The 25,387-nt window shown below is 68.7% G+C and carries 23 protein-coding genes and 1 riboswitch; of the genes, 4 read left to right on the top strand and 19 right to left on the bottom strand.

Annotated features, from left to right (window positions below; all coding sequences use genetic code 11):
• Position 1 precedes the first annotated feature (1 nt).
• From ACZ5RK_RS04445 to ACZ5RK_RS04380, 14 genes are all read right to left on the bottom strand, one after another.
• Entirely contained in the window at positions 2–1,036 is a 1,035-nt protein-coding gene (locus ACZ5RK_RS04445; protein WP_464909823.1) for a thiamine ABC transporter substrate-binding protein, read from the bottom strand.
• Between the two features lie 30 nt (positions 1,037–1,066).
• Positions 1,067–1,159: riboswitch (TPP riboswitch) on the bottom strand.
• A gap of 14 nt (positions 1,160–1,173) precedes the next feature.
• Positions 1,174–2,022, bottom strand: a complete 849-nt coding sequence (locus tag ACZ5RK_RS04440) for an alpha/beta fold hydrolase (protein ID WP_464909822.1) — start codon at positions 2,020–2,022, stop codon at positions 1,174–1,176.
• A complete protein-coding gene (locus tag ACZ5RK_RS04435; protein WP_054647040.1) occupies positions 1,992–2,231 on the bottom strand; it encodes a hypothetical protein in 240 nt (79 codons plus the stop codon). The genes ACZ5RK_RS04440 and ACZ5RK_RS04435 overlap by 31 nt, the downstream gene beginning before the upstream one ends.
• The gene (locus ACZ5RK_RS04430; protein ID WP_464909821.1) at positions 2,228–2,806 is read right to left on the bottom strand and encodes a fuculose-1-phosphate aldolase; all 579 of its coding nucleotides are present in this window, start codon (positions 2,804–2,806) and stop codon (positions 2,228–2,230) included. The genes ACZ5RK_RS04435 and ACZ5RK_RS04430 overlap by 4 nt, the downstream gene beginning before the upstream one ends.
• Before the next feature lie 123 nt (positions 2,807–2,929).
• Positions 2,930–7,507: a DNA-directed RNA polymerase subunit beta' gene (gene rpoC / locus ACZ5RK_RS04425; RefSeq protein WP_464909820.1), complete on the bottom strand. Its 4,578-nt coding sequence runs from the start codon at positions 7,505–7,507 to the stop codon at positions 2,930–2,932.
• Between the two features lie 16 nt (positions 7,508–7,523).
• On the bottom strand, positions 7,524–10,883 hold the full coding sequence (gene rpoB / locus ACZ5RK_RS04420; protein ID WP_464909819.1) for a DNA-directed RNA polymerase subunit beta: 3,360 nt from the start codon (positions 10,881–10,883) through the stop codon (positions 7,524–7,526).
• Positions 10,884–11,064: 181 nt separating this feature from the next.
• Positions 11,065–11,703 carry an RNA-binding protein gene (locus tag ACZ5RK_RS04415; RefSeq protein ID WP_464909818.1) on the bottom strand — a complete coding sequence of 213 codons (639 nt, stop codon included), beginning with the start codon at positions 11,701–11,703 and terminating at the stop codon, positions 11,065–11,067.
• Positions 11,703–12,128, bottom strand: a complete 426-nt coding sequence (gene fabZ, locus ACZ5RK_RS04410; protein WP_464910055.1) for a 3-hydroxyacyl-ACP dehydratase FabZ — start codon at positions 12,126–12,128, stop codon at positions 11,703–11,705. Before fabZ ends, ACZ5RK_RS04415 begins: the two co-directional genes overlap by 1 nt.
• 5 nt (positions 12,129–12,133) lie before the next feature.
• Positions 12,134–13,165, bottom strand: a complete 1,032-nt coding sequence (gene mreB / locus ACZ5RK_RS04405; protein ID WP_054647632.1) for a rod shape-determining protein — start codon at positions 13,163–13,165, stop codon at positions 12,134–12,136.
• 11 nt (positions 13,166–13,176) lie between these two features.
• On the bottom strand, positions 13,177–14,892 hold the full coding sequence (gene rny, locus ACZ5RK_RS04400; protein ID WP_464909817.1) for a ribonuclease Y: 1,716 nt from the start codon (positions 14,890–14,892) through the stop codon (positions 13,177–13,179).
• Positions 14,893–15,915, bottom strand: coding sequence for a recombinase RecA (gene recA / locus ACZ5RK_RS04395; protein ID WP_464909816.1), 1,023 nt, complete (start codon positions 15,913–15,915; stop codon positions 14,893–14,895). It abuts the gene before it with no gap.
• Entirely contained in the window at positions 15,866–16,459 is a 594-nt protein-coding gene (gene thpR, locus ACZ5RK_RS04390; protein WP_054647127.1) for an RNA 2',3'-cyclic phosphodiesterase, read from the bottom strand. Before thpR ends, recA begins: the two co-directional genes overlap by 50 nt.
• Entirely contained in the window at positions 16,456–17,640 is a 1,185-nt protein-coding gene (locus ACZ5RK_RS04385; protein WP_464909815.1) for a CinA family nicotinamide mononucleotide deamidase-related protein, read from the bottom strand. Before ACZ5RK_RS04385 ends, thpR begins: the two co-directional genes overlap by 4 nt.
• On the bottom strand, positions 17,613–18,389 hold the full coding sequence (locus ACZ5RK_RS04380) for a YgfZ family protein (RefSeq protein WP_464909814.1): 777 nt from the start codon (positions 18,387–18,389) through the stop codon (positions 17,613–17,615). The genes ACZ5RK_RS04385 and ACZ5RK_RS04380 overlap by 28 nt, the downstream gene beginning before the upstream one ends.
• Positions 18,390–18,427: 38 nt before the next feature.
• Here ACZ5RK_RS04380 and ACZ5RK_RS04375 point away from each other — a divergent pair, with 38 nt between their 5' ends.
• Positions 18,428–19,477 (top strand): MFS transporter, encoded by a 1,050-nt coding sequence (locus tag ACZ5RK_RS04375; protein WP_464909813.1) that lies wholly within the window; start codon positions 18,428–18,430, stop codon positions 19,475–19,477.
• On the top strand, positions 19,470–20,096 hold the full coding sequence (locus tag ACZ5RK_RS04370; RefSeq protein WP_464909812.1) for an HAD family hydrolase: 627 nt from the start codon (positions 19,470–19,472) through the stop codon (positions 20,094–20,096). The genes ACZ5RK_RS04375 and ACZ5RK_RS04370 overlap by 8 nt, the downstream gene beginning before the upstream one ends.
• On the opposite strand, the gene ACZ5RK_RS04365 is transcribed toward ACZ5RK_RS04370, so the two are convergent.
• Entirely contained in the window at positions 20,082–21,167 is a 1,086-nt protein-coding gene (locus tag ACZ5RK_RS04365) for an enolase C-terminal domain-like protein (RefSeq protein WP_464909811.1), read from the bottom strand. The genes ACZ5RK_RS04370 and ACZ5RK_RS04365 overlap by 15 nt on opposite strands.
• A gap of 74 nt (positions 21,168–21,241) precedes the next feature.
• Positions 21,242–21,955: a DEAD/DEAH box helicase family protein gene (locus ACZ5RK_RS04360; RefSeq protein ID WP_464909810.1), complete on the bottom strand. Its 714-nt coding sequence runs from the start codon at positions 21,953–21,955 to the stop codon at positions 21,242–21,244.
• A gap of 32 nt (positions 21,956–21,987) precedes the next feature.
• Between ACZ5RK_RS04360 and ACZ5RK_RS04355 the strand changes: the two genes are divergently transcribed.
• Both ACZ5RK_RS04355 and ACZ5RK_RS04350 read left to right on the top strand, forming a co-directional pair.
• A complete protein-coding gene (locus ACZ5RK_RS04355) occupies positions 21,988–22,479 on the top strand; it encodes a bioflim formation protein (protein ID WP_464909809.1) in 492 nt (163 codons plus the stop codon).
• Positions 22,480–22,483: 4 nt separating this feature from the next.
• On the top strand, positions 22,484–23,323 hold the full coding sequence (locus ACZ5RK_RS04350) for a carbohydrate ABC transporter permease (protein WP_464909808.1): 840 nt from the start codon (positions 22,484–22,486) through the stop codon (positions 23,321–23,323).
• On the opposite strand, the gene mltG is transcribed toward ACZ5RK_RS04350, so the two are convergent.
• From mltG to ACZ5RK_RS04335, 3 genes are read right to left on the bottom strand one after another with little or no spacing between them, the layout of a single operon-like run.
• A complete protein-coding gene (mltG, locus tag ACZ5RK_RS04345) occupies positions 23,308–24,321 on the bottom strand; it encodes an endolytic transglycosylase MltG (protein ID WP_464909807.1) in 1,014 nt (337 codons plus the stop codon). The two genes, ACZ5RK_RS04350 and mltG, sit on opposite strands and share 16 nt — an antisense overlap.
• Positions 24,305–24,712 carry a Holliday junction resolvase RuvX gene (ruvX, locus tag ACZ5RK_RS04340; protein ID WP_054647126.1) on the bottom strand — a complete coding sequence of 136 codons (408 nt, stop codon included), beginning with the start codon at positions 24,710–24,712 and terminating at the stop codon, positions 24,305–24,307. The genes mltG and ruvX overlap by 17 nt, the downstream gene beginning before the upstream one ends.
• Positions 24,693–25,379: a hypothetical protein gene (locus tag ACZ5RK_RS04335; protein ID WP_464909806.1), complete on the bottom strand. Its 687-nt coding sequence runs from the start codon at positions 25,377–25,379 to the stop codon at positions 24,693–24,695. Before ACZ5RK_RS04335 ends, ruvX begins: the two co-directional genes overlap by 20 nt.
• Positions 25,380–25,387 lie beyond the last annotated feature (8 nt).

Here is a 25,387-nt window from a genome sequence, read left to right as displayed (position 1 = left end):
CCTACCGCCTCGCCCGCCGCACTGCCTCGGGGCTCTGCCCCTGCAGGACCACCCTGGTCCACTCCTCTATCCAGCGCTCCCGGTTCTCCGCCATGGCCCTGGGGTCCATGCGCACGCTTCCCAAGGGCTCGGGGGCGAAGCGGAAGACCTGGGGAAGCCGGGCGTCCCTCCTCGCCGGGTACATCCACATCTCCGTGGGGAGGTTCTCCTGGACCGGCTTGGAGAGGAACCAGTCCACCACCTTCCTAGCCCCCTCCAGGTTCTTGGTGCCCTTCAAGATGCCCACGAACTCCACCTGGAAGAAGGCCAGCTCCGGAAGGAGGTTGCCCGTGGGGGGTTCCTGGTACTTGCCCTCGGAGTAGTAGACCTCGGCCGCCGGGGAGGTGGTGTAGGAGACCACCAGAGGCCGGTCCCCCTTGTAGAGGCTGAAGTGGGTGTAGTAGGCCTCGCTCCAGCCCTTGGCCACCCGCACCCCCCCGTCCCTGAGGGCGGCCCAGAAGTCCAGGTACCCGTCCTCGCCGAAGCGGGCCACCGTGGCCATGAGGAAGGCCAGGCCCGGGGAGCTGGTGGCGGGGTTTTCCACCACCAGAAGCCTGGCGTACTCGGGCCGGGCCAGGTCCTGGGGCGCCTTGGGAAGGGGCCGGTCCTTGAAAAAGGCCTTGTCGTAGTTCAGGCTCACCCAGCCGTAGTCCACGGGGAGGGCCCGGAAGGTGGGGTCCAGGAGAAGGGTGGCCCTGAGGTTGCGGATCTCCGGGCTCCGGTAGGGGAGGAGGATGTCCGCCTGGAGGGCCCGGGAGAGGAAGGTGTTGTCCACCCCATAGATCACGTCGGCGATGGGGGCCCCCTTGGTGAGGATGGCCCGGTTCAGGGTCTCCCCGGCATCCCCGGCCTTGAGGAAGCGGAGCTTGAGGCCCGTCTCCCGCTCAAACTGGGCTACCAGGTTCTTGTCCAGGGAAAAGCTGCTGTGGGTGAGGACGGTGATCTCCTGGGCAAAGCCGAAGGCCAACAACGCCGCAAGAGCCAGCAAGCGCAACATAAAAACCCCCTGCCACCGGGGTTTACGGAAAGTTCCTTTCCGTCACCTTCCCTACGCCGGCATTACCCGGATCAGGTTCCAAGGGTATCTCTCAGCCCCTCAGGGGCACCCCCGGTGACGCCCCCAGCTTAGCACCCCTACCCCGACCTCGCCAGGGGCAGGGCGGCCAGGGCTTCTCGGAAGGCCCTTTCAAAAGCCTCGGGCTGGTCTATCCAGGGAAAGTGGCCGGCCCCGGGAACCACGTGGATGGGGGCCCGAAGGCGCTCGGCCACCTCCTCGGCGTAGGGGTAGCTGGTGCCGTCCAGCTCCCCCACCACCACGGTGAGGGGCTTGCGGCTCGGGGAGAGGTAGGGAGTGTAGTCCAGGCGCCAAAGGCCGTTTTGCAGGAAGGCCAGGGCCGGGGCCTCGGGCCCCACGATGCCCGAGCCCTCCGCCACCCACTCGTACTCCAGGCGCCCCCGGGGGCTTGGGAACATGAGGCGGTCAAAGAGGGCCTTGGGCTCGGCCCTCTCCAGGGCCGCCCTTAGGGTTTCCTCGGGGTCGGCCGAGGGCGCAAGCCCCGCGGCCTCCGCCAAGCGGGCGGCAAGCCAGGGGAAGCTCACCCAAGGGCAAAGGAGGAGGGCTCCCTCCACTTGGGGGAAGCGGCGAAGAAGCTCCAGGGCCACCAGGGCGCCAAACCCGTGGGCCAAAAGGGCGAAGCGCTCCACGCCCAGGGCCTCGGCCAGGAGGAGGGTGTCCTCCACCAGGGCGTCCACGGTGAAGAGCCGGGGGTCTGGGGGAAGCTCCAGGCTCCGTCCCGAGCCCCGCTGGTCAAAGTAGACCACCCGGAAACCTTCCAGGTAATCCTGGAGGCCCTCCCGGAGGGCGTAGGCGTTGCCCCCGGGGCCCCCGTGAAGCACGAAGAGGGCCGGGGCCCCCAGGTCCCCCACGTCCTCCACGTAAAGCTCCGCCTCCCCTACGGGGATGTACCCGATTTCCTCCCGCATCCCCTATACACTACCCCATCCCGCAGGCGGAAGGCCCAAACCTTAACCCCAGGAACCTCCCGGGCCTGGGCCTCCGCCTCCTCCGTGGCCCCGAAGACCTGGAGCAAAAAGCGCCCTTCCCCCTCCAAAAGCCAGAAGGGGTGGGGAAGTTCCCGGGCCAGGGCCAAAAGGGAAGCCGGTTCCTTGCCCTCCACGAAAAGCACCCTCATCCTCGCCCCCACAGGCGGCGGTAGAGGAGGATCTCGGCGCTCTCCTCCAGGGTGGTCATGAGGCTGTAGGCCTGAAGAAGGGCCTCTTCCGGCCTTTCCTTCTCGCCCCGGGCGAAGGCCCCGTGCCCCCTCAGGAGGCAGACCGGGTGGCGCGCGAGGGCCTCGGCCACGCTCAGGGCCGCCTCCTCCGTGGCGGAGACCGTCTTGGGGGCGAGGACCGGGACCTCCTTCAGGTAGTACTGGCCCTCGAGGTCCAGGGGAACGATCCGGTCCAGCTCCAAAGAAAGGGCCACGGCCACCCGGGGGTGGGCGTGGACCAGGGCCTTGGCCTCCGTCTTAAGGTAGACCTCCCGGTGGATGACGCTCTCCACGCTGGCCCCCGGAGGGATGGGCCCCGTGAGGGGCACCTCCACCAGGTCCTCCGGGGTCAGGCGGGCCTTCTGCACCCCGCTCCGGGTGATGAGAAAGCCCTCCTTGGTGCGCACGGAAAAGTTCCCCGCCGTGGCGGAGATGAGGCGTTGCTGGAAGAGATCCTCCCCCACCTGGCGGAAGGCGGTGTAGATCCGGGCCAGCATGGGTCCATTATGGCCCAAGGGGGCGGGTTCACCCCGCCCCTTCTCCCTGCTTCCTTCACCCTGTGGGCTCGAGGAAGGCCGCCTAGGGGCCCCCATGCTGGCCCAGGCCAGCATGGGGTGGGATCAGGCCTGCTTCCCCGGCTGCTCCCGGCGCGGGGCCCTGCGGGCCGGGACCTCCTTCTCCTTGGCCTCCACCGCCTCCTTGCGGGCCTCCTCAATGGCCCTCAGGGTCTTCTGGTCCACCACCTGGGTGAAGCGCACGAAGTCCGAGCCGGTGCCCGCCGGAATCAGGCGGCCCAGGATAACGTTCTCCTTGAGGCCGATGAGCTCGTCCTTCTTCCCGGCGATGGCCGCCTCGGTGAGGACATGGGTGGTGTTCTGGAAGCTGGCGGCGGAGAGCCAGCTCTTGGTGGAGAGGGCGCTCTTGGTCACCCCCATAAGGAGGGGCTTCCAGGCCACGGGCACCTTGCCCTCGGCGATGAGCTTCTCGTTCAGGGCCTCCACGTCCCAGCGCTCCAGGACCTGGCCCTCCAGAAGGCGGCTATCCCCGGGATCGGTGACCTCCACGTACTTCAGCATCTGCCGCACCACGATCTCGATGTGCTTGTCGTGAAGCTTCACCCCCTGGGCCCGGTAGACCTTCTGGATCTCGTCCACCAGGTAACGCTCTACCGCCTCGGGGCCCCGGGCCTCCAGGAGCTGGTGGGGGTCAATGGCCCCGCGGGTGAGAGGCTGGCCCGCCTCCACGTAGTCCCCGTCCTTGACCACCAGGCGGGCGTCCTTGGGGAGCTTGTACTCCTTGGAGAAGCCTTCCGACTCCACGAAGACGGAGAGCTTGTCCTCCGCCTCCTCAATGCGCACCACCCCGTCGATCTCGGAGATGACCGCCTTGGCCTTGGGCCTGCGGGCCTCAAAGAGCTCAATCACGCGGGGCAGGCCCTGGGTGATGTCCGTGCCCGTGGCCACGCCCCCGGTGTGGAAGGTGCGCATGGTGAGCTGGGTACCGGGCTCCCCGATGGACTCGGCGGCCACCACCCCCACGGCCTCGCCGATGGACACGGGCCGGGCCATGGAGAGGTCGTAGCCGTAGCACTTCTGGCAGACCCCGTAGCGGGTCTGGCAGGTGAGGGGGCTCCGCACGGGCACCTCCCGGATCTCCCCGGCCTCCGCAGCCTTGATGAGAAGGCCCACGTCCTCCAGGGAGAGGTAGCGGCCCTCCTCCAGCCTCTGGCCCAAGACCTCCACCTCCCGGGCCAGGACCCGGCCGTAAAGCCCGGCCTCGATGTCCGAGCGCTTCCTGAGGCGCAAGGTGCGGGTCACCTCGTCGGGCTGGAAGAGGGGGATGGAGATGTAGTTGGTGGTGCCACAGTCCGCCTCCCGCACCACGATCTCGTGGGCCACGTCCACCAGCTTCCGGGTAAGGTAGCCGGAGTCGGCGGTGCGGAGGGCCGTGTCCGCCCCACCCTTCCTCGCCCCGTGGCTAGAGATGAAGTACTCCAAGACGGTGAGGCCCTCGCGGAAGGAGGAGCGCACCGGCACCTCAAAGGTCTCCCCGGAGGGCTTTTGCATGAGGCCACGCATGCCGCAGAGCTGGCGGATCTGCTGGGGGTTACCCCGGGCCCCGGACTGGGCCATGACATAGAGGGGGTTGAAGGGGTAGTTCTCCTCAAAGTTCTTAAAGACCGCCTGGGTGACCTTCTCCGTGGTCTCCGTCCAAAGCTGGATCACCTGGTCGTACCGCTCCCGGTCGGTGAGGAAGCCCATCTCGTAGGCCTGCTCAATCTGGCGGAGCTTGCGATCGGCCTCCTCCAGGTACCTCTGCTTCTCTTCCGGGATGACGGCGTCGTCAATGCCGATGGTGATGCCGCTGGTGGTGGAGAGGGTGAAGCCGTAGTACTTGAGGGCGTCCAGGAGGCGGGCGGTTTTCTCTATCCCCAGGCGCAGGAAGGCCTGGTAGACCAGGTCCTTGAGGGAGTTCTTCTCCTGGGGCACGTCCATCTGGATGAGCTCCTGGGCCACCCTCTCGTCCCCCACGGCCTCGCCCACGATGCGGGCGAAAAGGATTCGGCCGGGGCTGGTCTCCAGGCGCTTGCCCAGGTACCGCACCGTGACCACGTCCTGGAGGTCCAAAAGCCCCTGGGCCACGGCCAAAAGGGCCTCGTCGGGGTTGGCGAAGACGAACTTCAGCCGGCCCACGCTGGTCTCCCGGCCCGCCACCCGGATGGGGGCGTTCAGGGCCACCTCGCCCCGCTCATGGGCCAGGAGGGCCTCCTCGGGGGTGGCGAACTCCCGGCCCGCCCCCTTCTTCTCCCGCCGCACCTGGGTGATGTAGTAAAGGCCCAGGATGATGTCCCGGCTGGGCTTGGCCAGGGGCTCCCCGGAGGCCGGGGAGAGGAGGTTGTGGGCGGAGAGCATCTGGATGCGGGCCTCCGCCTGGGCGAAGGAGGAGAGGGGCACGTGGACCGCCATCTGGTCCCCGTCAAAGTCGGCGTTGAAGGCCTCGCAGACCAGGGGGTGGAGCTGGATGGACTGCCCCTCCACCAAGACGGGCTGGAAGGCCTGGATCCCCAGGCGGTGCAGGGTGGGGGCGCGGTTTAGGAGGACCACCTTGCCGTGGATCACCTCCTCCAGGGCGTCCCACACCTCGTCCTTGATGTCCCGCTGGCGCTCCAGCATACGCCTCGCCGCCTTGACGTTGGGGGCGATGCCCTTCTCCTCCATCTTCTTGAGGAGGAAGGGCTTGAAGAGCTCCAGGGCCATGCGCTTGGGCAGGCCGCACTGGTGGAGCTTGAGCTGGGGCCCCACCACGATGACCGAGCGCCCCGAGTAGTCCACCCGCTTGCCCAGGAGGTTCTGGCGGAAGCGGCCCTGTTTGCCGGAGAGGACGTCGGTGAGGCTCCTTAAGGGCCGCTCGGAGCCCGGGTTGGTCACGGGGGTGCCGCGGCGGCCGTTGTCAATGACCGCGTCCACCGCCTCCTGGAGCATGCGCTTCTCGTTGCGGATGATGATCTCCGGGGCTCCTTGGGCCAGGAGCTTCTTCAGGCGGTTGTTGCGGTTGATGAGGCGGCGGTAGAGGTCGTTGAGGTCGCTGGTGGCGAAGCGTCCCCCGTCCACCTGCACCATGGGGCGGAGGTCCGGGGGCAAAACGGGGACGGCCTCGAGGATCATCCACTCGGGCCGGTTCCCCGAGTCCAGGAAGGCCCGCACCACCTCCAGGCGCTTCCTGGCCTTGGCCCGCCGGGCCCGGGAGGGGTGCTTCATCTCCTCCAAAAGCTCCTTCTCCAGGGCCTCGAGGTCCAGCTCCTTGAGAAGCTGCTGGATGGCCTCCGCCCCCATGCGGGCGTCTATGTCGTAGGACTCCACCACCCGCACCACGTTGCGGACCAGGTCCACCTCCACCCGGCCGTAGATCTCGCTTTTCACCCTGCCCCCGTCGGCCAGGACGTCCCCCGGGGCCACCCGGTCCCCGGTGGAGACCTCCACGTCCTCCTCAAAGGGGTAGACCCGGGCCTTGACCACCAGGAGGCTGGCGGGCTCGTGCAGGTGGACCACCCCCTCGGCCTCGGCGATGACCTCCTCCTCGGGGTCAATGGCCGCCACGATCTTCTCCCCCGCCCCCACCCGGGCCCCTTCGGGCACCACCACGTTCATGTGCGGGGCCACCCGGTAGTCCTTGGGCTCGGTCCACTCCAGGAAGAGGGTGAGGTATACGGTCTCCCCCTCTTCCTCGGCCTCCACCTCCTTGGCGGCCATGTGCCGGGGAAGGCGCAGAAGCCCCTTGCCCTCCGCCAGGGGCTGGCCCTTCTCCACGATCTCCCCGTGGACCACCAAGGGCGCAAGGCCCACGGGAAGGAGGTAGCGGGCCACCACCTCCTCCTCCTGGCGCAGGTAGAGGAGGGCCCCCTCGGGGAACTCCCGAAGCTCCACCACCCCGCCCTCCTCCGCCCGGAGGAGGTAGGGCTCGGAAAGCTCGGCCAGGACCTCCCCGGGCTTGTAGGCCTCCCCTTCCACCCAGGCCGTGAGGGGAAGGCGCAGGGCGGCCCGCTCCCTATAGAGGTAGTCCACGCGCACCCGGCGGGGAAAGCGGTAAAGGACCACCCCGTCCATGCGGCTTACCACCCCGGGGGCGAGCTCCTGGCCCTTCACCACCTCCTCCCCGTCCTTCACCAGGGCGTCCACCCCGGAGGGCAGGGGGTAGGTCTCCTGCTTGCCGTAGCGGAGCTCCCGGTACTCCTCGTCGGTGAGAAGCTGGCGCTTCTCCACGGGAACCCCGTTCAGGACGGCCCCCTTGGGGTCCAAGACGATGTACTTGTTGAAGTAGAGCACCTGCTCCAGCTCCGTGGCGGAGAGGTCCAGGAGGGTTCCGATCTTGGAGGGCACGTCCTTGACGAACCAGATGTGGGCGGCGGGGGTGGCGAGCTCAATGTGGCCCATGCGGTAGCGGCGGACGATGCTCTTGGTCACCTCCACGCCGCAGCGCTCGCACACCTTGCCCTCAAAGCGCTGGCGCTTGTACTTGCCGCAGGCGCACTCGTAGTCCTTGATGGGACCGAAGATGCGCTCGTCAAAGAGGCCGTCCCGCTCGGGCTTGAGGGTGCGGTAGTTGATGGTCTCGGGCTTCTCCACCTCCCCGTAGCTCCAGGAGCGAATCTTCTCCGGGGAGGCCAGGGCGATGCGGACCTTGCGGACTTCCTTCTTCATCGTTCCTCCGGGGCTTTTACCTCTTGGACGCCAAGCCTTCAAAGATGTCCACGGGGTTGTCCTTCTCGTCCAGGGTCTGGACGTCCAGGGCCAGGGCCTGGAGCTCCTTCACCAGCACGCGGAAGGACTCGGGCACGCTGGGCTCGGGCACGTCCTCGCCCTTGATGATGGCCTCGTAGGCGGCGTTCCGGCCCTCTATGTCGTCGGACTTCAGGGTGAGCATCTCCTGCAGGGTGTGGGCGGCCCCGTAGGCCTCGAGGGCCCAGACCTCCATCTCCCCGAAGCGCTGGCCGCCGAACTGGGCCTTGCCGCCCAAGGGCTGCTGGGTGATGAGGGAGTAGGGGCCGGTGGAGCGGGCGTGCATCTTGTCCTCCACCATGTGGTAGAGCTTCATGATGAACATCTGCCCCACCACGATGGGCCCCTCAAAGGGCTCCCCGCTGCGGCCATCGTAGAGGACCACCTTGCCCTGGAGGAAGAGCTCCCTAAGCTGCTCCTCGGGGCTTTTGCCGGGGCTCACCAGGCCGAGCTTTTCCGCCCGGGCCAGGACCTCCTTCTCCCGCTTGTCCACGCCGAAGCCCTCCTCCTTCCGCTTGCCGAAGTAGAGGTCAAAGGCCTCGGCCAGAAGGGCCTTGATCTCGGGCTCGGTGGCCCCGTCAAACACCGGGGAGATGTAGCGCTGGGAAAGGAAGTAGCCCGCCAGGCCCAGGTGGGTCTCCAGGATCTGGCCCAGGTTCATGCGGCTGGGGACGCCCAGGGGGTTGAGGAGGATGTCCACCGGGGTGCCGTCGGGCAGGTGGGGCATGTCCTCCACGGGGAGGATCTTGGCCACCACGCCCTTGTTCCCGTGGCGGTTGGCGAGCTTATCGCCCACCTGGAGCTTGCGCTTCTGGGCCACGTAGACCCGCACCACCTCCCGCACCCCGGGCTTGAGCTCCACCCCGGGGTCGCCCCGGCGGAGGCGCAGACGGCCCACCACGATCCCCCCCTCCCCCGGGGGCACCCGGAGGGAGGTGTCCTTCACGTCCCGGGCCTTCTCCCCGAAGATGGAGCGGAGAAGCCTTTCCTCCGGGGAAGGCTCCTGCTCCCCCTTGAAGCTGGTGCGGCCCACCAGGATGTCCCCGGGCTTGACCTCGGCCCCGATGCGCACGATGCCCTCCTCGTCCAGGTCCCTTAGGGCGGCCTCGGAGAGGTGGGGGATGTCCCGGGTGATCCGCTCGGGGCCCAGCTTGGTGTCCCGGGCCTCAATCTCGTACCGCTCGATGTGGATGGAGGTATAGAAGTCCCGCTTGAGGAGCTCCTCGCTGATGACGATGGCGTCCTCGAAGTTGTAGCCGTCAAAGGGCATGATGGCCACCAGGACGTTCTGCCCCAGGGCCAAAAAGCCCCCCTCGGAGGCGGGGCCGTCGGCCAGGAGGTCCCCTTTGCGCACCCGCTGGCCCACCACCACCCGGGGGCGCTGGTCCAGGACGGTCCCCTGGTTGGAGCGGGCGTAGCGGCGCAAGGGGTACTCCACCAGGCGGCCGTCCCCGTAGCGCACGGCGATGCGGGTGCCGTCCACCTTCACCACCTCCCCGTCCTCCTCGGCGTAGAGGGCGGCCAGGGAGTCCCGCACCACCCGCTCCTCGAGGCCGGTCATGACCACGGGGGCCTGGGCCCGGATGAGGGGCACCGCCTGGGTCTGCATGTTGGAGCCCATGAGGGCCCGGTTGGCGTCGTCGTGCTCCAGGAAGGGGATGAGGTTGGTGTTCACGGAGAAGACCTGCTTGGGGGAGACGTCCATGAACTCCACCTCCTCCGGGCTCACGATCACGGGCTCCCCCCTCCTCCGGGCCACCACCCGGTCGGTGGCGATGCGGTCGCCCTCGAGGGGGGTGTTGGCCTGGGCGATGGTGTAGCGGTCCTCCTCGGTGGCGGTCATGTAGACCACCTCCTCGGTGACCACCCCGTCCTTCACCCGGCGGTAGGGGGTACGGATGAAACCCAGCTCGTCCACCCGGGCGTAGGCCGCCAGGGAGGTGATGAGGCCGATGTTGGCCCCTTCCGGGGTCTCCACCGGACAGATGCGGCCGTAGTGGGTGCGGTGCACGTCGCGCACGTTAAAGCCCGCCCGCTCCCGGGTGAGGCCGCCCGGGCCCAGGGCGGAGATGCGGCGCTTGTGGCGCAGGGAGGAGAGGGGGTTGGTCTCGTCCTTGAACTGGGAGAGCTGGCTCCGGCCGAAGAACTCCCGGAGGGCGGCCTCCAAGGGGCGGCTATTCACCAGCTTGGCCGGGGTGAGGGTGTCGGGAGAGCCCATGAGCATGCGCTCCCGCACCCCCCGGGCAAGGCGGGAGAGGCCCACCCGGAACTGGTCGGCCATGAGCTCCCCCACGGTGCGGATGCGGCGGTTGCCCAGGTGGTCAATGTCGTCCACCTCGTGGCCCGCAACCCCGGCGGTGAGGGCGAAGAGGTAGCGCAGGGTGGGCAGGAAGACCTCGTCCTTGAACTCCCCGTCCTCAAAGCGGACCAGGGTGCGCCCGGAAAGCCCCACCCCCAGCTTCTCCTCGGCCTTGTACCGGCCCGCCTCCCCCAGGTCGTAGCGCCGGGGATCGGCCAGGAGGCCGAAGAGGTAGGCCAGGGCCTTGTCCTTCTTGGGGGGGTCGCCGGGGCGGAGGAGGGTGAAGAGGCGCACCATGGCCTCCTCCGGGCGCATGGAGAGCACGGACTCGTCCAGAAGGCCCTGCACCAGCTCCCCGTAGGCCCCAAGCTCCCGGGAGAGGGTCTCCTGCTCGTAGCCCAGGACCCTAAGGAGGAGGACCAGGGGGAACTTGCGCTTGTTGACCTTCATGGAGACGGTGCCGTTCGGCTCCACCTCGAGGTCAATCCAGGGCCCCCGCTTGGGCAAGGGGATGATGCTGGCGATGTACCGGCCGGGGCGGGCGGGGTCGGGGGTGAAGTAGACGCCCGGGGAGCGGTGGATCTGGGAGACGATGACCCGGTCGGCCCCGTTGATGATGAAGGAGCCGTCCTCGGTCATGAGGGGGATGTGCCCCAGGAAGACCTCATCCTCCTTGATGAGGCCCGTGTCCTTGTGGATGAGCTGGAGCTTGGCGTAGAGGGGCGCCTGGTAGGTCAGGTCCTTCTCCCGGCATTCCTCCTGGGAAAAGGGGGGGTCGCCGATGCGGTACTCCAGGAAGTCCAGCACCAGGCCGCCCTTTCCCTTGTCCCCCTCCTCCACGGGGAAGGTCTCCTTGAAGGCCGCCTGGATGCCGATGTTCTCCCGCCTTTCGGGGGGCACGTCCACCTGCAGGGCTTTCTTGTAGGAGGCTACCTGGATCTCCGTAAGGGGGGGTAGGGGAATGACCTCTCGGATGCGACCGAACCGCTTAATCTCCATGCGTCACCTCTTCGGGGAAAGCGGGCCGCCCGAGGTAAGCTAACAGGGTTCTTCCGCAAGGGGGGCCTTCCCCTTGCGGCGGCTGGCTCTTACCGTGCTCCCTTGGCCCGACCAAAGAGCACAAACCTTAGCCTATACGGCACACCCTCGTCCCGTCAAGCCTGGCGCCGAAAGCCCTTTCCTAGCGTTCCACCTCCACCTTGATTTTATAGTTGCCCCGCACCGTTTGGCCAAGCACCTCCAGGAGGGTGAGGCTCCCCAGGCCCTCGGCCAGAAGTACATCCCCGGGGGCCATTTCCTCCTTAGGGGAGGCCACCCGGCCCCGGAGGCGCACCTTCCCCGCCTTCACCCCTTGGGCGAAGTAGGTGCGGGACACGCCAAACCCCTTGGCCCCCACGGCGTCCACCCGCAGGGAGGGCACCACCAGGGTGCGCACCCGCTCCCTGGCCGCCCGCAAGGCGCCTTCCGGGGGAGGGTGGAGGCGGTAGCCCTGGGCCTCCAAGGCCCTCCGCCCCTGGGGGAGGAGGGCCACCAGGTACCCCTCCCCCCAGGGCTCCACATCCCCCATGGCCTCCCCCAAGTCCACGGGCTCCTTCTCCAGGAGGAAGACGGCCACCGGGTCGTGCACGGAGGGCACCTCGGGGGGATGGAGGACCGCCACCTTGCGCTCGGCCAAAGGAAGGCCCCCGAAGAAGGCCACCTTGAGGCCCTCCTTCCCCGCCAAGGCGGAAAGGGCCGCCTGCTCCTCGGGGGTGAGGAAGCCGGTCTGCACCACCCGGCCTCCCCTGGCCCGCTTGAGGTAGGCCGCAAGGTCCGCCACTACCCCTCCTTGAGGGCGAAGCTCAGGGTGGCCCGGGCCCTCTCCTCCCCCTCCACCAAGGCCCGGACCGCCACCTTGCCCAGGCCCCGGCGGAAGAAGAGAAGCTCCCCCTCCAGGAGGAGGGTGTCCCCGGGCACCACGGGCTTCCTAAAGCGGGCCTCCTCCACCCCCACCAAAAAGACCAGCCCCCCCGGGGCGAAACCCGGCTGCCGCACCAGGGTTCCCACCGCCGCCTGGGCCATGGCCTCGAGGATCAAGACCCCCGGCATCACGGGGTAGCCGGGGAAGTGGCCCTGGAAGTGGGGCTCGTTAAAGGTCACGTTCTTCAGGGCGCGGAAGCGCTTCTCGTCCGCCTCCAGGACCCGGTCTATGAGGAGAAAGGGATAGCGGTGGGGCAGAAACTCGAGGATCTCCCCGATCTCCACGGGTCTCACCTCTTCAGGACGTCGTCCGAGGAGAGGATGGTGTCCTCCAAGACGTGGAGCATCTCCAGGGCCTTGCCGGTGCCCAGGGCCACGGCCTCAATGGGGTTCTCTGCCACCACCACCGGCACCCCCGTGGCCTCCTGCAGGGCAAGGTCCAGGTTCTTGAGAAGCGCCCCGCCCCCGGTGAGGAGGATGCCCCTTTCGTAGATGTCGGAGGCGAGCTCGGGGGGGGTGGTTTCCAGCACCCCTTTCACCCCCTGGAAGATCTTCTCCAAGGGCTCCTTCAAGGCCTCGGCCACGTCCTCGGCAGGGATCTCCGCCGTGCGGGGAAGGCCGGTGATCAGGTCCCGGCCCCGCACCTCGGCCACCTCCTTCTCCTCCCCGGGAAGGACCTTGGCCCGGCCCAGCTGGATCTTGAGCTCCTCGGCGGTGCGCTCCCCGATGAGGAGGTTGTACTTCTGCCGCACGTAGCGGATGATGGCCTGGTCCATCTCGTTGCCCGCAATCCTCAGGCTCTCCGAGCGCACGATGCCGCCCAGGGAGATGACAGCGATGTCCGTGGACCCGCCCCCGATGTCCACCACCATGCTCCCCGTAGGCTCGGCCACGTTGATGCCCGCCCCGATGGCCGCGGCCAGGGGTTCCTCAATGAGGTAGACCTTCTGGGCCAAGGCGGAGACCGCCTGCACCACGGCCCGGCGCTCCACGTCCGTGACCCCGGAGGGCACCCCCACCATGACCCGGGGCTTGAAGAAGCGGCTCATGGGGGAGAGGACCTTCTGCAGGAAGAGGAGAAGCATGCGCTCCGTGAGGGCGTAGTCGGCGATGACCCCGTCCTTGAGGGGCCGCACGGCCACGATGTTCCCCGGGGTACGGCCCAGCATGCGGTAGGCCTCCGCCCCCACCGCCTTGACCTCCCGCTTGCCCTGCACCACCGCGATCACGGAGGGCTCCCTTAAGACGATCCCCTTCCCCCGCACGTAGATGAGGACGCTGGCCGTCCCCAGGTCAATCCCGATGTCCTCGCCCTTCAGCATATCGCCTCACTCTACCTAGCGTACTCCACCGCCCGGGTCTCCCGCACCACGGTGACCTGGACCTGGCCGGGGTAGTTCATCTCCCGCTCAATGCGGCCCGCGATCTCCCGGGCCAGGAGGGTGGCCTTGGCGTCGGTGATCTTGTCGGGCTTGACGATGACCCTCACCTCCCGGCCTGCCTGCACGGCGAAGGCCGTCTCCACCCCGGGGAAGGAAAGGGCGATGCGCTCCAGGGCCTCGAGGCGCTGGAGGTACTCCTCCAGGCTCTCCCTTCTGGCCCCCGGCCTCGCCGCCGAGAGGGCGTCGGCCGCGGCCACCAAAACGGCGTAGAGGGTCTCGGCGTTCTCGGGGTCGTGGTGGTGGGCGATGGCGTCCACCACCTCGGGGGGTTCCCCGAAGCGGCGGGCCAGGGCGATGCCGATCTCCACGTGGCTTCCCTCCACCTCCCGGTCCACGCTCTTGCCGATGTCGTGGAGAAGCCCCGCCCGCCGGGCCAAAGCGGCGTCCAGGCCCAGCTCTGCCGCCATGATCCCGGTGAGGTGGGCCACCTGGATGGAGTGCTTGAGGACGTTCTGGCCGTAGCTGGAGCGGAAGTGAAGCCGGCCCAGAAGCTGGACGAGGCCGGGCTTCAGGCCCACCACCCCGGCCTCCAGGGCCCCTTCCTCTCCCCTCTCGTAGATGAAGGTCTTCATCTCCTGCTTGGCCTTCTCCACCACCTCCTCAATGCGGCTCGGGTGGATGCGCCCGTCCTTCAAGAGCTCCTCCAGGGCCATGCGGGCGATCTCCCGGCGGATGGGGTTGAAGGAGGAGAGGAGGACGGCCTCCGGGGTGTCGTCAATGATGAGGTCCACTCCCGTCAGGGCCTCAAAGGTGCGGATGTTGCGGCCCTCCCGGCCGATGATGCGCCCCTTCATGGCGTCGGAGGGGATGGGCACCACGGAAACGGCAAGCTGGGCGGCGGTCTCCGAGGCCTGGCGCTGCATGGCCTGGGCCAGGATCTTCTGGGCCTCCCTCCGGGCCTCGAGGCGGGCCCGTTCCAAGGCCGCCCGCACCCTCTGGGCCTTCTCCTCCTCCAGCTCCCGGTCCAGCTTCTCCAGGATGAGGCGCCTGGCCTCCTCCGGGGAGAGGCCCGCCACCTGGTGGAGCTTCTCCGAGATCTCCCGCTCCCTCTCCCCCAGGAGCGCCTCCTTGGCCCTCAGGGCCTCCTCCCGTCCGGCCAGGGCCTCCTCCAGGGCGTCCAGCTTGAGGGCCCGGGCGTCTAAGGCCTCGCCCCGCTTGGAAAGCCTCTCGGCCTCCCGGCGAAGCTCCTCCCGCTCCTCCTTGAGGCGCTCCCTCTCCGCCTTGAGCTCCTCCCCCAGGGCCTTAAGCCGCTCCCTTTCCGCCTTAAGCTCCTCCCGCTCGGCCCTTAGGCGCTCCTCGGCCTCCTGAAGGCGCCTCCTGCCCTCGGCCTCCAGGGCTTCGGCGCGGGCGCGCACCTCCTTTTCCAGCTCTTGGCGGAGGGCCTGGGCGCGGGCCTCCGCTTCCTCGCGGAGGGCCTTGGCCTCCTTGCGGGCGGCCTCGAGGATCTCCCTGGCCTCCTTGCGGGCGGCCTCCAGGGCCTCCTTGGCCTCCTCCCGGGCGGCCTCGAGGATGGCCTGGCCCTCCCCCTTGCGCCTAAAGGCAAAGAAGAGGGCCCCCAGGAAGAGGAAAAGGAGGGCCAAGAGCAGCACCAGCTCCAGCGGGCCCATCTACTCCCCCTCTTCCTCGCTGGCGGCCAGGACCACCTGGTCCGAGCGCTCCAAGACCTTGGCGCGGATCTCCTCCAAAAGCTCAGGGCGCTCCCGCAAGGCCTCGGCCGCCTTCTCCTTCCCCTGGCCCAGGCGGAGCTCCCCGTAGGAGAACCAGCTCCCCGCCTTCTCCATGACCCCGGCGGCCACGGCCACGTTCACCAGGTCCATCACCGGGTCCAGGCCCCTGCCGAAGTAGATCTCCAGTTCGGCCTCCCGGAAGGGCGGGGCCAGCTTGTTCTTCACCACCTTCACCTTGACCTTGATGCCCACGGCCTCGTTGCCCACCTTGATGGGCTGGCCGCTCTTGCGCACGTCCAGGCGCACGCTGGAGTAGAACTTGAGGGCCCTCCCCCCCGGGGTGGTCTCGGGGTTGCCGTACATGACCCCCACCTTCTCCCGCACCTGGTTGATGAAGATGGCGGCGGTGTTGCTCTTGGAAAGCACGGCGGTGAGCTTGCGGAGGGCCTGGCTCATGAGCCGGGCCTGGAGGCCCACGTGGGCGTCTCCCATCTCCCCCTCAATCTCCGCCTTGGGCACCAGGGCGGCCACCGAGTCCACCACGATGACGTCCACCGCCCCCGAGCGGGCGAGAAGCTCCACGATCTCCAGGGCCTGCTCCCCGGTGTCGGGCTGGGAGACCAGGAGGTCTTCCACCTTGACCCCGAGCCTCTGGGCGTAGAGAGGGTCCAGGGCGTGCTCGGCGTCCACGAAGGCCGCCACCCCTCCTTGCTTCTGGGCCTGGGCGATGATGGTGAGGGCCAATGTGGTCTTGCCCCCGGACTCGGGGCCGTAGATCTCAATGACCCGTCCCCGGGGAATGCCCCCAATCCCCAAGGCCAGGTCCAGGCCCAAGGAGCCCGTGGGGATCACGTCCACCTGCTGCCTGGGCATCTCCCCCAGGCGCATCACCGCCCCCTTGCCGAACTCCTTCTCAATGGTCTTCAGGGCATTCTCCAGGGCTTTCCTCTTGTTCTCGTCCATGCTCACCTCGCAAGGGAAACTTTTCCAGAATGGTGTAGACGGGCCCCCTCGGCTTCAGCTCCGAACGCACCAGGGCGAACTCCCCCACCGGCCAGGAAAGGCCGAAAACCAAGGGGGGCACCCGAGGGGCCGGGGCCTTGCGCCGGGCCAGGGTGATGTGGGGCTTGAAGTCCTTATCCCCCCCCGCCCAGAGGGCCTCCTCCCCCAGAAGCTCCCTCACCCCGGCCTTTAGGCCCTCGGCCAGAAGGGCAAACCCCTCCCCCTCGGCCTTGGCGAACCAGACCCGGGGGGTGCCCTCGTTGGGGAAGTAGCCCGTGCCCTTAAGGAGGGCGGTGAAAGGGGCGACCTGCCTGCCCAGGCGGTGGCCCAAGGCCGTGAGGTCCTCCAGATCCCTCTCCGGCCGCTCCCCCAGGAAAAGCAGGGTCAGGTGGAGCTGGTGGGGGGGCACCTCCTTCCAACCCCTGTAGCGGGAAACCTTCCTCTGAGCCTCTACCAGGGCCCGCCGCACGTCCTCCGGAAGAAAAACCGCGTAGAAGAGCCTCATGTCACGAGAAGGGCCAAGGCGGCGTACACGCTCCGAAGCCTCACCGCCTCCCGGTCCCCGGGAAAACGGTAGCGCCTGGCCTCCACCCCTCCAGGCCCCGCCAAGGCCACGTAGACCGTGCCCACGGGCTCGCCCTCCAAGGGGTCTGGGCCCGCCACCCCGGTGGTGGCCAGGGCGTAGGTGGACCCAAAAAGGGTACGGGCGGCCTCCGCCATGGCCTTGGCCGTCTCGGCGGAAACCGTCTTGGCGAGGAGTTCCTCCGGCACCCCGAAGCGGGCCTTGGCCCCTCGGGAATAGGATACCACGCCCCCCAGGTAGAAGCGGCTCGCCCCGGGAACCCGGGTGATCTCCGCCCCCAGGAGCCCCCCGGTGAGGCTCTCCATGGTGGCGAGGGTGGCCCCTTCCAGCTCCAGGCGCCTTTTCACCGCCTCCGCCAGGGTGATCTCCCCCTCGCCCCAGACCTCCTTGAGGAGTTTTTTCTTGATCTTCTCGGAAAGCTCCGCCACCCGGTCCTCCCGCCCCCGGACCACCACCTCCACCCCGTGGACCTTGGGGTAGGTGCCCACCTCCACCTCCTCTTCCCGGAGGAAAAGCTCCCCCAGGCGTTCCACGATCTCCGACTCCCCGATGCCCCAGGTTTTCAGCACCCGCTCGGCGTAGGCCCGCCGGGGAAGGGCGAGCCTGGGCAAGACCTCCCGCCACATGGGCCGCCACTCGGTCGGGGGCCCCGGAAGGAGGACCAGGTCCTTGCCGTCCTTCCTCACCCACCACCCAGGGGCGGTGCCCCAGGGGTTTTGGAGCCAGGTGGCCGAGGGGACCTTCATGGCCTGCTTGCGGTTGGCCTCGGGCATGGCCCGGCCCCGGGCGCGGAAGAGGGAGTGGATGTGGGCCAGCATGGCCTCGTCCAGCTCTAGAGGCTCCCCTAGGGCTAGGGCCACCGCCTCCCGGGTCACGTTGTCGGGGGTGGGGCCGAGACCCCCGGAGAGGACCACGAGCCTGGCCCGCTTCAGGGCCTCCCCCACCTCCCGGGCCAGAGGCTCCACCTCGTCCGCCACCCTCAAGGTCCTTTCCACCTTGAGGGCGTAAGGCTTGAGGCTCCTTGCGATCTCCGCCGTGTTGGTGTCCAGGGTCTCCCCGTAGAGGAGCTCGGTGCCTACCCCGAGGATCTCTGCCCGCTCCATGCCGCCTCCTTGAAGGGGAGGGCCTCGAGGGCGTACCGCCCCCCGCCTCCCTCCACCAGCGCTCCGAAGGGCACCTCTTTCCGCACCACGGCGAGGCCCAAGAGGCCGAAGGGGGTCTCTAAAAGGCGCTTCGCCTCCCCCACGCGTCTTCCCTCCAGGAAAAGCGCCGCCGGGGCCCCGCCCCCTTCTAGAGCCCTTAGGCCCACGAGGCGGTAGGGCACCTCCTTCCCCTCGGTGCGGGCCATGATCTCCTGGCCCACGTAGCACCCCTTGCCGGAGTCCACCAGGTGGAGGAGGCCCACGCTCTGGGGAAGCTCCCCCTGGATGTCCGCGAGGAGGGGGAGGCCCTTGAGGAGGGTGTAGAGGGGGTAAAGCCCTTCGGGAAGCGCCCCCTCGCCGCTTTCCCCCACCTCCTCCCGGCCGTCCGCGTGGAGGAGGCGGAAGAGGGGAAGGGCCAAAAGCTCCACCTGGTCAAAGACGACGTAGCGCTGCAGGCGTTTTCGCAGGCCCTCGAGGGTGCCCCAGGGCGCCAGGAGGAAGCCCTCCGGGTGGGGAAAGAGGGTGGCCGCCTCCTCAACCTGGCCCTTGTGGTTCAAAAAGAGGACGCCCGCAGGGCCCCCAAGCCGCCTCAGGTCCCGGGTGCCCTGGCCCTGAAGGAAGGAAAAGGCGTCGGGGCCGCGGAGGAGGAGCACCCCGGGGAAGGCGAAGAAGCCCTCCCCCGAGAGGGCCTTGGCCAGAAGGGGGTCCATGCCTCCTATTATTGACCAAAGGGTCAGAAGGGGGGAGAATGGCGGACGTGCGCTTTTTCTGGGGCGCCTTTCTCTCCCTCTTCCTGGTGGGCGTGGTGGTGGCCCTCCCCGGGGCGGCCCTCCCCTACTGGCGGGCCCGGTACGGGGCGGGGGAGGAGGTCTCCTGGTTCTTCGCCGCCCTCCTTTTGGGCCTCCTCCTGGGGGTGCGCCTGGCCCAGGGAAAGGAGCGCCACCCCCTCTACCCGGCCGCCCTCTTCCTCCTGGGCCTCGCCTTCCTTTCCCTGGCCCTGGCCCCAAGCTTCCCCCTGGCGGTCTTCCTGGCCTTCCCCCTGGGGCTTGGGGAAGGGGTGATGAACGTCCACGGCAATAGCCTGGTGGGGGAGCTCTACCCGAAGCGCCGGGTGGAGTTCCTGAACCGGGTGAACGTGGCCTTCGGCCTGGGGGCGGTCTTCACCCCCCTCCTCCTTCTCCTCCTCCCCTACCCCCTCTTCCTCCTCCTGGCAGCCTTCCTGGCCTTCCTGGGGGCCTTCCTGGTCTGGAAGGCCCCGGCGGTGGCCCACGCCCCCAAGGAGGGCGGACGGGGCTTCTGGCCCTTCCTCCTGGCGGTGGCCCTGTACACGGGCTTGGAAGGCTCCCTGGCCACCTGGAACCGGGTCTGGCTGGAAACCTTAGGCCACGCCGTGGGGGTGGGCGGGGCGCTCCTTTCCCTCTACTGGCTTTTCCTGGCCCTGGGAAGGCTTCTTTTGGCGGGCCAGGTGGCGAAAAGCCCCCTTAGGGCCCTCCGGAGCCTCCTCCTTGGGGTCTTCTTCCTCCTCGGCCTCAACCTCCTCCCCTCCACGGCCCTCCTCTTCCCCCTGGCGGGCTTCCTCCTGGGGCCCCTCTTCTCCACCCTCCTCGCCCTGGCGCAGGCCCGCTTCGGCCACCGGGCCCTGGGGGGGCTCTTCTACGCCGGGGCGGCGGGGAGCACCCTCGTTCCCGCCCTCTTCGCCCTCCTCCCCCCGGAGGGGATTCCCCTGGGGCTCCTCCTCCTCGCCCTGGGCCTCTTCGCCCTGGTGCGGGGGCTGGAACGGGGGGAGGCCTATGCTTAAGGCCCTCCTCTTTGACCTGGACGGCACCCTGGCGGACACCGACCCCCTGCACCTCTTGGCCTGGCGGGAGGTCTTGGCGCCTTACGGCCTCGAGGTGGACCCCGCCTTCTACCGGGAACGCATCTCGGGAAGGCTCAACCCCGAGATCCTCCGGGACCTCCTTAGCCTGGAAGGGGAGGAGGCGGAAAGGCTCATAGGGGCCAAGGAGGCCCGCTTCCGGGAGCTGGCCCAAGGGCTCAGGCCCACCCCGGGCCTCCCGGAGCTTCTGGAGAAGGTCAAGGAAAGGGGGCTTTCCTGGGGCGTGGTGACCAACGCCCCCAGGGAGAACGCCCGCCATGTCCTCAAGGCCCTGAGGCTAAGGCCCCCTCTCCTCGTCCTCGCCGAGGAGGTGGGCCGGGGGAAGCCCGACCCCCTGCCCTACCGGGTGGCCCTGGGGCGCCTGGGCCTGGCCCCGGGAGAGGCCCTGGCCTTTGAGGACTCCCCTTCCGGGGTCAAAAGCGCCGTGGGGGCGGGGATTCCCACCTACGGCCTCCTCACGGGGCACGGGGCGGAGGCCCTCCGGGAAGCCGGGGCCCAGGGGGTCTTCCGGGACTTTCGGGAAGCCCTAGGCCTCCTCTAGGGCGTACCGGGCGAAGGCCTCCTCGTCAAAGCGGGCCTCCACCAGGTCCTCCCAGTAAAGCCACCCCTCCCGGAAGGCAGGGAAGGGGAGGAAGCCGCCCTCCGCCTTGAGGTGGAAGGCGAGCTCCGAAGGCTCCGTCACCCCCTGCTGGAAGGCGAGGAGGGCGGACTGGTAGGCGCCGAAGGAGCTTTGCGCCTGGCTTCCCACCATGGCCCTTTTGCCCCTCTCCCGGGCCAGGGCCAGCATCTCCAGGGTCCAGGTGACCCCGGTGCGGGCGGGCTTGAGGTTCAGGAGGTCAAAGGTGTCCAGCTGTAGCTCCCGCTTGAGGTCCTTCGGGGTCATGGCCGAGTCGTCGGCGATGAGGGGGAGGATGCCCTTCTCCCTAAGCCTCCTCCGCGCCTCCACCTCCTCTAGGGGTAAAGGCTCCTCCACGTAGCGGAGGCCGAGCTCCTTCCAGGCCTGGAGGTAGCCCTCGGCCTCCTTGGGGGGAAGGGACTCGTTGGCGTCGGCGTAGAGCTCGGCCTCGGGGAAGGCCTCCTTGAGGCGGAGGATGCGGCGGGTGTCCCCCTCGAGGTCCCGCCCCACCTTCACCTTGAAGACCCTGACCCCCGCGGCGAAGGCCATGCGGGCGTCCTCCAGGACCTCTTCCTCCTCCCCCAGGCCCAGGATGTAGGCCACCCGCACCCGGTGCTTGGCGGGCCTCAGGACCTGGTAAAGCTCCTCCCCCTCGCTCCTCGCCCAGGCCTCCCAGAGGGCGGTATCCAGGGCGCCCTTTAGGCCGTAGTTAAAGGGGAAGGCCTCCAGAACGGCCCTTATCCCCTCCTGGTCGTCGGCCTCGAGGCCCAAAAGCCTCGGCCTCAGGTACTCAAGCCCCGCCCTCACGCTCCCCAGGGTCTCCCCGTAGATGGTGGGGCGGATGGCCACCTCGGCCCGGCCCAGGGAGCCATCGGAAAGCTCCACCTCCAGAAGGGCGTGCTCCAAGGCCGCAAGCTCCGAGGACTTCCCCCAGCGCAAGGGGGCCTTCAGGGGGATGCGGAAGGGGATGAGGCGAAGGTCCCGTATCCTCGGCATAGGCCCCATTCTAAGGGGCAAGAAGGCCACGTAGGCGGGCTTCCCTGAGCCAGGGGGGCGAAGGAAAGGGGGGGTTAGAAGCCCTGATTCCGGAGAAAGGCCCTCACCTCCTCGGCCTCCTCCTCGGGGGTGAGGGTTTCCGTGTCCAGGACGAGGGCCCGGGGGTGGCCCCGGAGGAGGCGCAAAGGGCCATGGGGGTCGTAGTTTCGCTTCTCCTCGGCCACGATCTTGAGCTTGGCCAGGACCTCCTCGAGGGGGGCGAGGGAGAGGGCCTCCGCAAGCTCCTCCTCCGTGAGGACCCCCTGGGCGAGCTCCCTCAGGCGGGCGTATTCCTCGGGGGCCACCTCCACCCGGTCAAAGGCGTCCTGCCGGACCAGGAGGCGCCTGAGCCGGGTGCCCTCCCGGGCGTGGAGGACCACGAACAGGGCCTGGGGGAGGTGTTCCAGGGCGAAGGCCACCTCGGCCTCGCCCCTTAAGCCGTCAAAGAGGAGAAGGGGCCTGGGCGCCGCGTAGCCCCGGTAAAGGACCTCCGCCACCCCCCCGGGGAACTCCTCCCGGAAGCGCCGCGTGAGGCGGAAGCGCTCCTCCCGGGGTATGGGAGGCTCTGCCCCGTAGCGGGGGAGGACGTAGCGGTCCACCAGCTCCCGGCGGTCGGGGAGCCGGGGAAGGCCCAGGGCCTCCACCAGGGTGCTCTTCCCCACCCCGGTGAGGCCCACGAGGACCAAAAGGGATACCTCCCGCACCGGGACGAGGCTGGGCGCGGGTTCCAAGGAAAAGGCCACCTCCATGCCCCCATGCTACCTGGTAGGATAGAAGGGCTATGAAGCGGCTCTTCGCCCTCCTCGGCCTCGCCCTGGGCCTCGCCCTGGCCCAGGCCCCGGCCTACCCGGAGAACACCTTGGGCCTGGGGTACGCCCCGGACAAGGGCTTTTACCTGCAAGGAAGCGCCCTCCTGCCCTTCAATCCCCTGGGGATAGACACCGGCCTGGACGCCCAGGTCCTCCTCTCCCAGAGCCCCGAGGTCTACGCCCTCCTCAAGGCCAACCTCTTCCCCGGGCTCGTCCTCGCCGACCTCTACACCTCCTTGGGCCTGGGCCTGGACCTCCGCTACCCCTTCGGGGTCCACCTGGGCCCGGTGGCGAGCGTGGAGGTTCCGGGCGGAGCCCTCTCCCTGGGCCTCGGCCTCGGCTACCAGGCGGGGTTCCACCTGGCCTGGGGAGCGGGGTTTAGGCTCTACCTGGAGCCCCTGGCCCTGGAGGTCTCCGCCTCCGACCGCTACCCCTTCCTCCTCTCCCTCCTCTACCTCTGGTAGCCCCGTGCGAAAGAAGCTCCCCCTCCTTCTCTTCTCCCTGCCGGCCCTCCTTCCCCTCTTCCTCTTCGTCCTCTACCCATTCCTGGACGTCCTTCGCTTCTCCACCTGGGACTGGTCGGGGCTTTCCGAGCCCAGGCCCGTGGGGCTTGAGAACTACCGGGACCTCCTCCGGGACCCCGCCTTCTGGAACAGCCTCCTGGTCACCCTGAAGTTCATGCTCCTGGCCCTGCCCCTCTTCGTGGGGCTCTCCGTGGCCTTGGCGGTGGCCCTGGAGGGGATGCCCTACGAGCGCCTGGCCAAGAGCCTCCTCTTCCTCCCGGGCCTGGTCACCCTGGGAGGGGCCACCCTGAGCTGGTACACCCTCTTCACCCCGGAGTACGGGGCCCTGGCCCAGTTCCTCCCCATCCCCCCCTGGGACCGGGAGGGGTTCTGGGCCCTCCTGATGGTGGTGGCCTTCACCTTGTGGCGCCACCTGGGCTACGGGGTCCTGGTGGCCTCGGCCAGGCTCAAGGCCATCCCCAAGACCCTCCTCGAGGCCGCCTACGTGGACGGGGCGGGGCCCTTTGAGGCCTTTCGCCACGTGGTCCTTCCCCTCATGCGCCCGGCGGTGGCCTTTCTGGTGGTGGTGGGCACCATCCTCGCCCTGCAGTCCTACGCCGCGGTCTTCCTCCTCACCCGGGGGGGGCCCTACGGGGCCACGAGGGTCCTGGGCTACTACCTGTACGAGGTGGGCTTTGAGAACTTCCGCCTGGGCTATGCGGCGGCGGTCACCGTGGTCCTCCTCCTCCTCACCCTCCTCTTCGCCTACGCCCAGCTAAGGCTTTTGCGTCACGGGGAGGAGTAGCGGTACCGGTCCAGGTCCCGGAGGTGGGCCTCAAAGTCCACGTTCAGGTAAAGCTTTCCCCGGGCGTGGAAGAAGTAGAGGTAGGGGCGGCCCCGCTCGTCCCGGCGCACGGGGTGCAAGACGGCGAGGAGGGCCTCCCGCCCGGGGTTCCCGATGGGCCCCGGGGGAAGGCCCGCGTAGCGGTAGGTGTTGTAGGGGGAGTCCACCTGGAAGTCCCCCCCGGGGCGGGAAAGCTCGGGGAGGCGCTTCCCCAGGGCGTAGGCCACGGTGGGGTCGGCCTGGAGGGGCATGCCCCGCTCCAGGCGGTTCCGGAAGACCCCGGCGATGTAGGGCATCTCCCCTTCGCTTCCCGCCTCGGCCTGGACGATGGAGGCCAGGGTGACCCAGGCGTGGACGGAAAGCCCCTCCTCCTCCAGAAGGCGCCGCACCACCGGGGTGAGCTCCGCCTCAAAGCGGCGGAGCATGGAGCGCACCACCTCTTCAGGGGTGGACAGGAGGTCAAAGGTGTAGGTGGCGGGGAAGAGGTAGCCCTCGAGGGTCCTCCCCTCCACGTAGGGGGGCTTAAGGTCCCCGGGACTTTCCGCCAGGCGCAAAAAGCCCTCCCCGTCCAGGCCCGCCCGGGAAAGCCTCCGGGCGTAGTCCACCGCCCTTTCCCCCTCGGGGAAGGTGAGGGTGACGCTTAGGGGCCTCTCCCCGCCCGTGAGGGCCCGGGCCAGGCGGAAGGCCCCCTCCCCCCTCAAGCGGTAGACCCCGGGGACCAGGCGCTTGGCCCTGCCGGAAAACCTCAGGTAGGCGGAAAAAAGGTACCCCGAGCGCAGAAGCCCGGCCTCCTCCAGCACACGGGCCACCTCCGCCCCCTTGGCCCCCCTGGGGATGCGCACCAGGGCCTCCTTCCCCGTGGGGCCCAAAAGCCAGAGGGCGTAGAGGAGCAAAAGGGCGAAGGTAAGGAAGAGGGCCACCACCCCCCGCCAGAGCCACCTTCTAGAGCCCTCGGGCAAGGTAGTCCTCCAGAAGCACCAGGGCGGCGAGCTCGTCCAGCTTCCCCTTGTCCCGGCGGAGCCGCTTGGGGGCGTGTTTTAAGCGCTCCTTGGCGAGCCTGGTGGTGTAGCGCTCGTCCCAGAGTTCCACCTCCACCCCTTGCGCCCTCAGGGCCTCCACCAGGGGGAGGACTTTCTTGGCCTGGGCGCTCTCCTTGAGGTCGGTGCGGAGAGGCAGGCCCACCACGAGCTTCCTGAGGCCCTCCCGCCGCACGAAGTCCAGGAGGGCCGCCACGTCCTCTTCCAGGCCCCGCCGCACCAGGTACCCCCGGCCCGAGGCCAAAGGAACCCCCTCCTCCCCCACGGCGAGGCCGATCCGGGCCTCGCCCACGTCAAGCGCGCCCACCCGCATACTGCACGCTCTTGTCCGCCAGGACCACCCCCAGGTAAAGGAGCGCCACCCCTAAAGCCCGGCCCCCCTCCTCCAGGCCCACCACCCCGAAGCGGTTCAGGGCGCTGGTGGAGGCGAGGACCAGGGCGGAGAGGAAGACTAGGGCCGTGCCCTGGGCCCTTAAGGGGTTCCTCCGCCAGAAGAAGAGGGTGGTGTAGAGGGCCACCCCCGCCATGAGGGCCGTGCCCAGGAGGTTGAAGGGGATGGTCCAAAGCCTAGGGGAGGTGAGGCCGGGGGGCGGGAAGGCAGCCCCGGAAGGGGCGTAGGGCTCGGGGAGGCGGGAGAAGTCCAAGGGGGCCGAGGCCACCAGGTAAAGGCCCCAGAGGACGAGGGGGCCTAGCGCCCAAAGAAGCCCACGGGCCGCCTTGGGGTAGAGGAGGGCCAGGCTCCCGAGGCCTAAGAAGGTCACCCCGTGCATGGCCCCGGTGAGGTACCAGAGGCGGTAGAGGAAGGGGCTCCAGCCCCCCTGCAGGCGGGCGAGGAGCTCGGCGGAAACCGCCAGGGCGAAGAAGAAGAGGCCCAGGCTGTAAAGGGCGTTGTGGAGGGAGGGCCTATGCCGGTACCGGCCGAAGGTGAGGGCAAAGAGGGCCCAGGAAAGGGCCACCGCCAGAAAGCTCAGGAGAAGCATGCCCCCAT

The organism is Thermus kawarayensis JCM 12314 (assembly GCF_055393575.1).
Note: the sequence above shows the minus strand (reverse complement) of the source record. Positions and strands in the feature narration are given on the sequence as shown.